The organism is Arthrobacter sp. AOP36-A1-22 (assembly GCF_052377615.1).
GTDB lineage: Bacteria > Actinomycetota > Actinomycetes > Actinomycetales > Micrococcaceae > Arthrobacter_H.
Genome location: NZ_JBQSWX010000019.1, coordinates 1 through 11,640 on the forward strand (window position 1 = coordinate 1; position 11,640 = coordinate 11,640).

Here is an 11,640-nt window from a genome sequence, read left to right on the forward strand (position 1 = left end):
GGCCGGCGCCCCGGCGGGGGGCCGCCCGCTTCCGTGGAACCGACTAGCGGCGCAGGCCGAGGCGCTCGATGAGCGTACGGTAGCGGACGATGTCGGTGTTCTTGAGGTAACCGAGCATGCGGCGACGACGTCCGACCATGCCCATGAGGCCACGGCGGGTGTGGTGGTCGTGCTGATGCGTCTTCAGGTGTTCCGTCAGGTCCAGAATGCGACGTGAGAGAACAGCAACCTGCACCTCCGGGGAACCCGTGTCGCCTTCGTGGGTGGCGTAGGCCTTCATGATTTCGGTCTTGACAGTAGCGTCGAGGGCCACATTAACTCCTGGAGTTGTACCGCGAACAGTTGATTTGCCGTCTCCGGCGTGATGACACGCAACCGCGGACTGCAGCGCACACCGCCAACCAGTCTATCATCACCGGTCACTACCGACGATGGGCCCTCCAGGCGTGGGTGAAGTAGGGCAGCCCCAGCTCTTCGCCCGGCTCGTGCCCCAGATGCTCATGGAGGTACCAGTCCAGGTTCCCCTCGACCCGGGCCCGGATGGGTGCCTTCGCCCGCAGGTAGTAGCTGCGTGATTTGGCCAGTTCAATCAACAGTTCCGGGGTCACCGTCTGCTCCCAGTGCAGGCCCATCGACTCCCACCCGGTGAATTCCGGCCCGATCTCCGGAACGAACCCGGGACGGTGCACGTCACCGGCATGCATGATGCGACTGAGCCGGTGCACCCAGGGCACGGTGACGTCCAGCTGGTTCCAAACCAGCGCCAACCGGCCTCCAGGGCGCAGGATCCGGGCGGTCTCGGCGGAGGCGGCCGGAACGTCCACCCAATGCCAGGACTGCGCCGCGGTGGCCACGTCGAAGGATCCCGCCGGAAGGCAGGTCTGCTCGGCGGTGGCCAGCACGGTGGTGATCGATGAGGATTTCAGCCGCAATTGGGCGAGCATGTCCTCCGAGGGGTCCACCGCGGTCGTACGCAGTCCCCGGGCGGCCAGTTCCCTGCTGAGGATGCCGGTCCCCGCCCCCAGGTCCACTGCGTCGCGGGCCCCGGCGGGGAGCAGGAAGTCAACGACCTCCGCGGGGTAACCCGGGCGAACGGCATCATAGAGCCCTCCCCCGTGGGCGAAGGCGGCGCCGAAGGACCGGCGGCGGGAGGCTTCGATGGCCGGCCCGCCGGCAGGAAGATTGGGAAGCGGGGCGTCCGGTGCGGGCCGGGTCACCGGTTCGACGGGCTCGCGCTCAGGCGCCGGCCCGGTCATGTTCCAGGACCCCGCGGGCCAACTCGACGTCCTCGTTCATCTGCTCAATCAACGCCTCGATGCCGTGGTAGGCGACCATCGGTCGCAACCGGGCCACGAATTCGACGACGGATTGCTGGCCGTAGAGATCGAAGTCCCCGACCTCTTCATCGGGACGGTCGATGACATGGGCCTCGACCTGCCGGCTCACCCCTTCGAAGGTCGGGTTCGACCCGACGGAAATGGCGGCAGGCCACCGCATGCCCGCCTCGTCGACGAGCCAGCCGGCATAGACCCCGTCGGCGGGGATGATCCCCGAGGCGTCGGTGGACAGGTTCGCCGTCGGAAACCCGAGTTCACGCCCCCGGGCGGCCCCGTGGACGATTTCCCCGCGCATCCGGTGGGCGCGACCGAGGATCTCGTTGGCGGTGGCCACGTCCCCGTCGGTGAGGGCCTCGCGGATCCAGGTGGAGGACCAGCGGCGGGTCTCACCGACATCGTCGATGCCGATGACGTCGAATCCGTGGATCCTTCCCATCTCGACCATGGTGTCGAAGTCCCCCGCGTTCCCGCGCCCGAACCGCACGTCATGACCGACGACGACGGCGCAGGCGTGCAGCCGGTCGACGATGACATCCTGGACGAATTCCTCGGCGGTGGCCTGGGAGAAGGCCAGCGTGTAGTTCACCATCAGGACCGCGTCCAGACCGGTCTCGGCCAGTGAGTCCACCCGGTCGGCCAACCCCATGATCAGGGGCAGGTAGCTATCGGGACGGTGCACCTTCGCCGGATGCGGATCGAAACTGATGGCCACGGCGGCAGCACTGCGTTCGCCGGCCAGACGGGTCAGCGTGGACAGGACCTCGCGGTGGCCGCGGTGGACACCATCGAAGTTGCCGATGGTCACGACGGATGGCCCGAAGTCCGGGGGGACGGATTCGAGGCCTTTCCAGTAGTGCACTGTGCTCCTTGGGAATGCGGCGGTTGTTCGGTGGCCGGGCTGACGCCTTTCCATTATTCACGATCGGCCCCCTGAAGCTGAATTCGGCTAGCTGTCGGCTTCCGCTTCACGATGCCGGTTCAGCCACCACAGGCCGATCAGTGGCAGCACCAACGGGATGTATCCGTACCCCTGCCCGAAGTGCGACCAGACCGCCGGGTGGGCGAAGTCCTGCGGCAGCGCGAAGGACAGGATGCCCACCACGATGACCCCGATCAGCTCGATGAGCACCGCCAGGAAGGACACCTTCCAGCTGCCGGGCTTCTTCGAGGCCAGGGCGATGGTCGCGATGATGTAGATGATGGCGGCCACGGCACTGAGGGCATAGGCCAGGGGCGCTTCACCGAACTTCGTCAGGACCTGGTAGCCGGCGCGGGCCGTGGAGGAGATCGCGAAGATCCCGTAGACGGCGATGATGATCCGCCCCAGCCCGGCTTGGCGGCTGTTCGGGCGCTGGGTGGCTGGTGCATTCATACGAGGGTGGCTCCATCCCAAATCTGTTCCATGCGATACAACATGACGAATACGGTGAGGCCGACGGCGGCCAGGACGGCGTTGGACCAGCGGGTCTTGTCGGTGATGGCCCAGGCGAAGGCCACGACCGGGACGAACAACGCGGTGGCCACGTACCCCCAGAACTCCCAGGCTTCACCGGAGATCGTCTCCCCGCCCGCCTGGCGGACCGCCGCGGCGATGCCATAGACGATGAGGAAGACCTCCACGGCGGCCACGGAGATGATGGCGTAGTCGTCCGGGTGGTCCCGCAGGATCGTGGCGACGACGCTGAGCACGACGGAGAGCGCACAGATGATCACCCCGGCAATGAAGAATCCATCGACGATCACGGTGGGTTGCTACCTTTCGGCTGGCGGGCGGGGTCGGGTGTGCGGGCTCAGGCGGTGACGAAGACGATCTCGGGCTTCGCGGCGCCGCCCTTGTTCTTCAGCAGGGCCACGCAGGTCCCGTCCGGGGAGAAGGCGGCAGTGACGGCATCGTCCTGGGCATTGGGCCCGATCCGGCGTCCGAAGGACAGTTCGGTGGCTTCCTCGGCACTGAGTTCGCGGTTTTCGAACAGGGCCCGGGCCGCTGCATCCAGGGAAAGCATCCCGAATTCCTCGGCCAGCTGCTCCATGGTCCGGGCGCCGTCGATGCCGTAGGGGCCCACTCGGGTCCTCCGCAGTGCGGTCAGGTGTCCCCCGACGCCCAGGTCCTCGCCGAGGTCACGGGCCAGGGCCCGGATGTAGGTGCCCGAGGAGCATTCGACGGTGACGTCGACGTCCTGGATCTTGCCCCCGCGCAGGCGGCGCACCTCGTGGACCTCGAAGCGGCTGACCGTGACCGGCCGCGAGGGAAGATCCACTTCCTGACCGCTGCGCACCCTGGCATAGGAGCGTTCCCCGTTGACCTTGATGGCGCTGACGGAGGAGGGGACCTGCTCGATGTCACCGGTCAGTCCGGCCACCTCGCGGTGGATCTGTTCCTCGGTGACCGCCGCGGCGATGCGCGCCTGGAGCAGCTCGCCTTCGGCATCGTCGGTGACGGTGTTCTCGCCGAGGCGGATGGTGGCTTCGTACGTCTTGGTGGCCCCGACGATGTAGGTCAGCAGACGGGTGGCCTTATTCACCCCGACCACCAATACCCCGGTCGCCATGGGATCCAGGGTCCCGGCGTGGCCGACCTTGCGGGTCCCTGCGAGACGGCGGGTCCGGCCGACGACGTCGTGGCTCGTCCAGCCCTGGGGCTTGTCGACGATCACCAGTCCCGATCCGACGTCGTCCTGAGCTGTGCTGGCACCTTTTTTCACGCACCCTAGTATAGGCGGCCCGAAGTCCCCGTGTTCACCGCCGCCTCCGAGGGCGGTACAAGAGGCGGCTCCCCTCCCCGGGCTTTGCCGGTCAGATCCCGTCGGAGGAGACCTCTCCCCCGCGGGCGGCTGCTTCTTCGACGATCTGCTGGACTTCGCCGGTGTTGAAACCGGATCTGACGGCCCAGACATAGGTGACGATGCCCACCAGGAGTTCCACGCCCATGCCCCAGGGGAAATGCAGCACCGGTGATTCCAAGGGGCCGTAGACGCCGAGGTAGCCCACCAGCAGCGAAGCCAACAACAGCCAGATCAGCCACCAGGTCGCGTTCACGTGGCACCGCCCGGTTTTGTTGCTGAAGAACCACAGGGCCGCGCAGAAGGCGATCACCAGGACACAGAACACCGCGTAGTACACCGGGAACGGCCAGCCTCCGGGGCGCTGGGCCTGGGCCCCGCTGAGGACCCATCCGCCGGCGGTGGCCACCCAGATCCACAAGACGAAGAAGATGATGCTGATCGCAAATGCCGGGACCGCCGAGATCCACTTGCTCTTCCACGCATAGTAGGCGGTGAAGAAGGGCAGCCCGATGAATGTGGCCGTGAAGACGTTGGCCAGGGTGGAGAAGCCGCTCCAGTACAGGATCAGCACCGCGGCCAGGAAGGAGATCGGGGACCAGAACCGGTAGGCCCTCAGCCGGAAGGGCCGCTTCAGTGACCCGGCGGTCCTGCGCAGGACCGGTAGCCCCACCCCGCCCATGATGTAGGTCAGCACCGCCGCCGAACTGATGAACCCCACCAGTTGGTACCAACTCGGTGCCGGGACGAAGAACACGCATCCGACCACGGCCGAGACGACCAGGGCCACCCAGGGGATCCCGAAGCGGTTGCTCTCGGTGAACTTCTTGGGGATGTTCCGGTACACCCCGAGCCCGTATCCGGTGCGGGCGCCGGTCCCCAGATACACCCACCCGGTGGCCAACGGGGACACGGCCGCATCGATGAGCAGGAAGGTACCCAGGGCCGCCAGCGCCGCGATGTTGGCCGAGCCGAGTGCATGGAACAGCGGCCCGTCCGCCCAGCCTCCGGCCACCAACTGGTCCCATTGACCGCCCTTGAGGCCCATGTCCTTCCAGTTGATGGCCCCGATGAACGCCACTTGCAGCAGGGTGTAGATCACTGCCGGGATCGCGATGGAACCAATGGTCGCCAAAGGGACGTTGCGCTGCGGATTCCTGACCTCCCCGCCGAAGTCCAGTGCCTGCCTGAAACCCAAGAGGGAGAAGATGATGCCCGTGGTGGCGATGGCGTGGAAGATCGGGGGAACTCCCAACGGGGCGAAACCGCCATAGGTGGTGAAGTTGCTGCCGTCGAGGATGAAGAAGAGGAAGATGAAGGTCAACGTCGGCAAGGCGATCTTCCAGATGGTCACCCACCGGTTGGATTCGGCCAGGAACCGGGCCCCGAAGAAGTTCAACACGAAGAAGAGGAACATCAGGACGAATCCGCTGAGGATCCCGGTGGGCCAGCTGAGCAGTTGCACCCCGTCCACGGTGGTCAGGAAATGGGTGTCGGGGAACCGTCCACCGATGTACGTCAGTGTCGCTTCGGCCTCGATCGGCGGGATGGAGACCACGGACAGCCAATAGGCCCAGCCGATGATCCAGCCGGAGAAGGCACCGTGGCTCAGGAACGTGTATCTGACGATGGCCCCGGAGCGGGGAAGCATGGCCCCGAGTTCGAGATAGGTCAGGGCGATCAGGAACACCAGGACCGAGGCGATGATCCAGGACAGGATGGCTGCCGGCCCGGCGACTCCGGCGGCCGCCAACACCCCGAAGAGCCACCCGGACCCGATTTGGGCGCTGACGCCCAGGAACAACAGTTGCGTAAAGGACAGATTTCGTTTCAGGGCCTTATCGGTCGATTCGAATGATCCGCGCTCAGTCTCGTGTGCGAGGCCCATGGTCAACACTTCCTTGTGTTTGACTTGAATCCTTGTTTATTCAGAATAAACCCCTCATAATGCGCACGAAAAGACAAGTTCACCGAAATTTTTGGAAGTCTTTTTTGTGCTCGAGGTCTCCTCGCGATCAGGCTTACATGCCGGGGAAATCCGGCCCCTCCGGGACGACTCGGTCGTGGCATGCCGCCATCGCTTCGGGTGGGACGGGCCTGCCGCTGGCGTTTTGTGCGTTGCTGATGCCCAGCGCCGAGACGACACCGGCCGCGATCATCAGCAGCGCCGCCACCAGAAGTACCCGGTGGAAGGCCGCGAAGTCCAGGACCGGACCGGCGAACCAGCCCACGGCAGCAACGGCGAGGAGACCGGCCACCCGTGACACCGCGTTGTTGATAGCCGATCCGATACCGCTCTGGGCCGGGTCGATGGCCCCAAGGACTGCCGCGGTCAGCGGGGCGACTGTCACCGCCAGGCCCAGCCCGAAGAGCACGACACCCGGCAGAATGTGCTGCCAGTAGTCCAGCGGTTCCGTTGCCGAGAGCATCAGCAGGAAGCCGGCAGCTCCGATCACGGGTCCCACGGACATGAATAGCCTGGGCCCGTATCGACCAGCAAAGGTCCCGAAGAGTGCGGAGAGTGCCAAGGACATCAAGGTCAACGGGATGGTGGCCATACCCGCTGAAAATGCGGTGAACCCTGCCGTCTCCTGCAAGAAGATCGGGATGATGAACGTCCCCAGCGTGATCCCCGCGTAGAACGCCGCGGTGGCCAGGTTTCCGATGCCGAAGTTCCGCTCCCGAAACAAGTGAAGGGGCATCATCGGGTGCCGTGCCGTTTTCTGCCTCCACATGTAGGCGCCCAGACAGGCCAATCCCCCAGCAAGCGGCAGGGAAACCAACGGAGCTGCCCACCCCCGCCCGTCCTGGAAGATCAAGGCAAAGACCGTCCCCCCCAGCCCCAGAGCCGCCAGCAACGCGCCGAGAACATCGATCGGCGTCCGCGCCGAGGGTTTCGCCGGCTCGTGGAGCTTGAGTAGTAGGACCAGGGTGACGGCGATCGGGAGCACGTTGATGGCGAAAACCAGCCGCCATGAAACAGCATCCACCAACAGTCCGCCCAACAGGGGCCCTGCGACGAAAGCGGTCCCCGTCCAGGCCGTCCATTGTCCGATGGCCCGCGCCCTGGGTTCTTCAGCGAAAGTGGAAGTGATCAGCGCCAACGAGCTGGGTACCAGCAGTGCGGCCGCAGCTCCCTGAAGTAGACGTGCGGTCAACAGGACGCCGGTGCTGGGGGCCACGGCACAGAGGAGTGACGCAGCGCCGAAGAAGATGAGTGCGAAGCGGAGCATCCGCACCCGCCCGAAGATATCGGATAAACTGCCCGCCACCATGATCAACGAACCCAGGGTGAGCAGATAGCCGTCGAGCACCCACTGCTGGGTGGTGATTCCCCCGCCCAGTTCACTGGCGATCGCCGGGAGGGCGACATTGACGATGGAGCCGTCGAGAAAGGCCACGAACGAGGCAAGAATTGCCACCCACAACACGGAACGTTCTGACCCGCTCATGGTTTCAGTCCCCTCCGCTGGATACTGCTGAACCGAAGATAGGACCGTGCCCCGGGGAAGTCAATGCCCGCTTCAAGGTGCCTGGAGGTGCTAATTGACCTGCCGGTATCGGCCCCGAAAAGCGACGGCGGCCGTCGTGCAGGTGATCTCCTGCACGGCAGCCGCCGTCGATGGTGAAAGACGCGGGACCTAGACTTCTGTCTCGTCGTCCTCGTCGTCACGCTTATAGGGATCGGCGTCCCCGGCGTGCGTCGCCTCGGAAGCCAGCGCGGCCACCTCGGCGTCACGCTCCTTGGCCTCACGCAGCAATTCCTCCAGGTTGGAGGCGTTCACTGGGATTTCGTCGGCGACGAATTCCAGGGTCGGGGTCAACCGGACGGTCAGGTTGCGCCCGACCTCCTTGCGCAGGATCCCCTTGGCCTTGGCCAGCCCTGCGGCGGCTGCGGCCTTTTCTGCGTCCTCGCCGAGGACTGTGTAGTAGACGGTCGCGTTCTGCAGGTCGTTGGTGACACGGGTGTCGGTGATCGTCACGTTTTCAACGCGGGGATCCTTCACCACCTTGCCGAGCGACTGCGCGACCAGGACCTTGATGCGTTGCGCGAGCCGTGCCGCGCGAGCCGGATCGGCCATGATGCCCTCCTGGGGATACCTTGTGCTGGTTCTTGCTGCTGTGTGGAAAAGAAGACGCCGGGCGCCCGCCCGTCAGGCGAGCGTCCGGCGTCGTACTGCCTTGGCGTCTAGACGCGCGGCTTCTCGCGCATCTCGAAGGTCTCGATGATGTCGCCTTCCTTGATGTCGTTGAAGGAGCCCAATCCGATACCACATTCGAAGTCCGTGCGGACCTCGGTGGCGTCGTCCTTGAAGCGCTTCAGCGAATCCACCGTCAGCTTGTCCCCGATGACCTTGCCATCGCGGGTGACACGCGCCTTGCTGTTGCGTCGGATCGTCCCGCTGCGGACGATCGAGCCGGCGATGTTGCCGAACTTGGAGGAACGGAAGACCTCGCGGACCTCCGCCGTACCCAGCTGGGCTTCCTCGTACTCCGGCTTCAGCATGCCCTTCAAGGCCAGCTCGATGTCATCGATGGCCGCGTAGATGACCGAGTAGAAGCGCATGTCAACGCCTTCCTTATCGGCCAGATCGGAAACGCGCTCGGCAGGCTTGACGTTGAAGCCGATGATGATCGCGTTGTCCACGGTTGCCAGGTTGACGTCGTTCTGCGTGATGGCACCGACGCCGCGGTGGATGACGCGCAACTGCACGCCTTCGCCCACGTCGATCTTGAGCAGTGAATCCTCGAGGGCTTCCACGGCACCGGACACGTCACCCTTGAGGATGAGGTTGAGGGTGTCGATCTTGCCATCGGCAACGGCCTGGTCGAAGTCCTCCAGGGTGATGCGCTTGCGACGCTTCGCCAGCTGGGCGTTGCGGTCGGCCGCCTCACGCTTCTCGGCGATCTGACGGGCGGTCCGCTCATCCGAGGTGACCAGGAACGTGTCGCCGGCCCGGGGGACGGTCGACAGACCCAGCACCTGGACCGGACGCGACGGGGTCGCCGTTTCCAGGTTCTCGCCATTCTCGTTGAACATGGCACGGACGCGTCCGTGGGCCTGACCGGCGACGATCGTGTCGCCGACCTTCAGCGTGCCGGACTGCACCAGCACGGTGGCCACTGCACCACGACCCTTATCGAGGTTGGCCTCGATGGCGATGCCGCGAGCATCCTTATTCGGGTTGGCGCGCATGTCCAGTGCGGCGTCCGCGGTCAGCAGCACCGCCTCGAGCAGTTCCTCGATGCCCAGGTTCTTCAGCGCCGAGACCTCGACGAACATGGTGTCGCCACCGTATTCCTCGGGTACGACGCCGTATTCGGCGAGCTGGCCCTTGACCTTGTCGGGGTTCGCCGCGTCCTTATCGATCTTGTTCACTGCCACGACGATCGGCACGTCGGCCGACTGGGCGTGGTTGAGCGCCTCAACGGTCTGCGGCATGACGCCGTCGTCCGCGGCGACCACGAGCACGGCGATGTCGGTGACCTTCGCACCACGGGCACGCATGGCCGTGAAGGCCTCGTGACCGGGGGTATCGATGAACGTGACGGCACGTTCGTTGCCCTCGTGTTCGTGGCTGATCTGGTAGGCACCGATGTGCTGGGTGATGCCGCCGGCTTCGCCCTCGATAACGTTGGACTTGCGCAGCGCATCGAGCAGTCGGGTCTTGCCGTGGTCGACGTGACCCATGACGGTGACCACCGGGGGCCGTGCCATGAGGTCCTCGTCGCCTTCGTCCTCGAGCTCCTGATCCAGGTCGATGGAGAAGGATTCGAGCAGCTCGCGCTCCTCGTCCTCCGGGGAAACGATCTGGACTTTATAGCCCAGCTCGTCGCCCAGGACGTCGAAGGTCCCCTCATCCAGCGACTGGGTGGCCGTGGCCATCTCGCCGAGGTGGAACAGCACCGTGACCAGTGCCGCCGGGTTGGCTTCGATCTTGTCGGCGAAGTCGGTGATGGAGGCACCACGACGCAGGCGCACGATGGTCTCGCCGTTGCCACGGGGAATGCTCACGCCGCCCAGCGACGGTGCACTCATCTGCTCCAGTTCCTGGCGCTTCGCCCGCTTCGACTTGCGCTGCTTGCCGCGACCGGCGCCTCCCTTGCCGAAGGCACCCTGGGTGCCACCGCGACCGCGGCCACCACCCTTGCCGCCGAAGCCGCCACCGGGACGGCCGGGGCCGCCTGCGCGTCCTGGAGCGCCGGGACGGCCTCCACCGGCCGGGGCCGGACGCTCGGTGCGGTTGGGCATCATGCCCGGGGTCGGGCGGGGCCCACCCGGACGAGTGCTCGGGGCACCGGCACCGGGGCGCGGGGCTCCCGGACGAGGCGCACCCGGACGAGGACCACCGGCACCGGCCGGCGGACGCGGTCCACCCTGGCCTGCCGGGGATCCGGTCCGCATGCCCTGCTGGGACGCGAACGGGTTGTTCCCCGGACGCGGCCCACCGGGACGCGGGGCGCCCGATCGTGCACCGGGACGCGGCCCGCCGGGACCGGAGTCCTTGCCGCGCATCCCCTGCTGGGATGAGAACGGGTTGTTGCCGGGGCGCGGGGCACCGGGCTTGGCGGTCGTCGGACGCGGTGCGGCCGGCTTCGCCGCCGAGGAATCCTCGGCAGCCGGCGCTTCGGCAGCCGCCGGCTTCTCTGCCACGGGCTCCGGAGTCGCCGGGGCAGCGGGTGCTGCCGGGGTCACGCCGGGCTTCGGGGCCGGACGGGCGCCGGGACGCGGGGCGTTGGACGCAGGGCTTGCCGGAGCAGCAGGGGCCGCAGGGGCCGCAGGGGCCTCCTTGGCCGGAGCCGCCGGGGTGGCCGGCTTGGCTGCTTCCGGTGCCTTGGCAGCCGGCTTCGCCGGTGCCTCGGACTGGGGGAATGCGCTCCGTAGTTTCTTGACTACGGGCGCTTCAATGGTCGACGAAGCGGAACGGACGAATTCGCCCAGTTCCTGCAGTTTTGCCACTGCATCCTTCGAAGTGATGCCGAGCTCTTTGGCGAGCTCGTGTACGCGGACCTTGGCCACATTTCTCCTGTCTCGGTCCGCCCCTGCACTCACTTCTTACCGGGTGCGAACCGTCTGTTTCGGGCTTGGTCGGTAGCCGCCCAGAGGCAGCATGCCGATCGTTGCGCATAACTGATTGGTCATCGTTAGGCGCTCATCGCTTGACACTCATCGGGTTTCCATCAGATTTCTGACCCGCTTTCACGTTTGACGGTTGATTCGGTGCTACCACCCGGCGGGGGCGCACCCAGTGCGGCCAATGCAATTTCCACTTGCGAGTCGTCCACGGGGGCCCTGAAGGCCCTGCGGAACGCCCGCCGCTTCACGGCACGGGCTGCACATACCGGTGCGGGGTGCAACCAGGCACCCCTACCGGACTTGCATCGACTGGGGTCGGGAACGACCAATGAGCCTGTTCCTTCGACCACCCAACGCAACAACTGATCCTGATCCGTCGATTCCCGACACCCGACACACGTACGCTGCGGCTGATGCTGCGAGCTCACGCGAGGGAGTCAACTCC

General features: G+C 65.9%; 11 protein-coding genes. All 11 read right to left on the reverse strand.

Going from position 1 to position 11,640, the window contains the following annotated elements; genetic code table 11:
* Positions 1-43: 43 nt before the first annotated feature.
* A complete protein-coding gene (gene rpsO / locus ACT3S2_RS11495) occupies positions 44-313 on the reverse strand; it encodes a 30S ribosomal protein S15 (RefSeq protein ID WP_444554629.1) in 270 nt (89 codons plus the stop codon).
* A 109-nt stretch (positions 314-422) separates the two neighbouring features.
* Positions 423-1,256, reverse strand: a complete 834-nt coding sequence (locus tag ACT3S2_RS11500) for a class I SAM-dependent methyltransferase (RefSeq protein WP_444561724.1) — start codon at positions 1,254-1,256, stop codon at positions 423-425.
* Positions 1,237-2,196 (reverse strand): bifunctional riboflavin kinase/FAD synthetase, encoded by a 960-nt coding sequence (locus ACT3S2_RS11505; protein WP_444561725.1) that lies wholly within the window; start codon positions 2,194-2,196, stop codon positions 1,237-1,239. The genes ACT3S2_RS11500 and ACT3S2_RS11505 overlap by 20 nt, the downstream gene beginning before the upstream one ends.
* Before the next feature lie 87 nt (positions 2,197-2,283).
* Positions 2,284-2,709: a hypothetical protein gene (locus ACT3S2_RS11510; protein WP_444554632.1), complete on the reverse strand. Its 426-nt coding sequence runs from the start codon at positions 2,707-2,709 to the stop codon at positions 2,284-2,286.
* Positions 2,706-3,080, reverse strand: a complete 375-nt coding sequence (locus ACT3S2_RS11515) for a hypothetical protein (protein ID WP_444554633.1) — start codon at positions 3,078-3,080, stop codon at positions 2,706-2,708. Before ACT3S2_RS11515 ends, ACT3S2_RS11510 begins: the two co-directional genes overlap by 4 nt.
* Before the next feature lie 47 nt (positions 3,081-3,127).
* Entirely contained in the window at positions 3,128-4,039 is a 912-nt protein-coding gene (truB, locus tag ACT3S2_RS11520; RefSeq protein WP_444561726.1) for a tRNA pseudouridine(55) synthase TruB, read from the reverse strand.
* Between the two features lie 91 nt (positions 4,040-4,130).
* A complete protein-coding gene (locus tag ACT3S2_RS11525; RefSeq protein WP_444561727.1) occupies positions 4,131-6,005 on the reverse strand; it encodes an APC family permease in 1,875 nt (624 codons plus the stop codon).
* 133 nt (positions 6,006-6,138) lie between these two features.
* The gene (locus tag ACT3S2_RS11530; protein ID WP_444554636.1) at positions 6,139-7,569 is read right to left on the reverse strand and encodes an MFS transporter; all 1,431 of its coding nucleotides are present in this window, start codon (positions 7,567-7,569) and stop codon (positions 6,139-6,141) included.
* Positions 7,570-7,758: 189 nt separating this feature from the next.
* Complete coding sequence (gene rbfA, locus ACT3S2_RS11535) at positions 7,759-8,199, reverse strand: 30S ribosome-binding factor RbfA (RefSeq protein ID WP_444561728.1); 441 nt, start codon at positions 8,197-8,199, stop codon at positions 7,759-7,761.
* Positions 8,200-8,306: 107 nt separating this feature from the next.
* The gene (gene infB / locus ACT3S2_RS11540) at positions 8,307-11,138 is read right to left on the reverse strand and encodes a translation initiation factor IF-2 (protein WP_444561729.1); all 2,832 of its coding nucleotides are present in this window, start codon (positions 11,136-11,138) and stop codon (positions 8,307-8,309) included.
* A 161-nt stretch (positions 11,139-11,299) separates the two neighbouring features.
* Complete coding sequence (locus tag ACT3S2_RS11545) at positions 11,300-11,623, reverse strand: YlxR family protein (protein ID WP_444554639.1); 324 nt, start codon at positions 11,621-11,623, stop codon at positions 11,300-11,302.
* Positions 11,624-11,640: the final 17 nt, after the last annotated feature.

What these genes read in the sequence shown, in the direction of transcription:
- ACT3S2_RS11500 (WP_444561724.1), bottom strand. Translation starts at nt 1,256, where the DNA reads ATGACCGGGCCGGCGCCTGAGCGCGAGCCCGTCGAACCGGTGACCCGG.
- ACT3S2_RS11510 (WP_444554632.1), bottom strand. Translation starts at nt 2,709, where the DNA reads ATGAATGCACCAGCCACCCAGCGCCCGAACAGCCGCCAAGCCGGGCTG.
- ACT3S2_RS11525 (WP_444561727.1), bottom strand. Translation starts at nt 6,005, where the DNA reads ATGGGCCTCGCACACGAGACTGAGCGCGGATCATTCGAATCGACCGAT.
- ACT3S2_RS11530 (WP_444554636.1), bottom strand. Translation starts at nt 7,569, where the DNA reads ATGAGCGGGTCAGAACGTTCCGTGTTGTGGGTGGCAATTCTTGCCTCG.
- rbfA (WP_444561728.1), bottom strand. Translation starts at nt 8,199, where the DNA reads ATGGCCGATCCGGCTCGCGCGGCACGGCTCGCGCAACGCATCAAGGTC.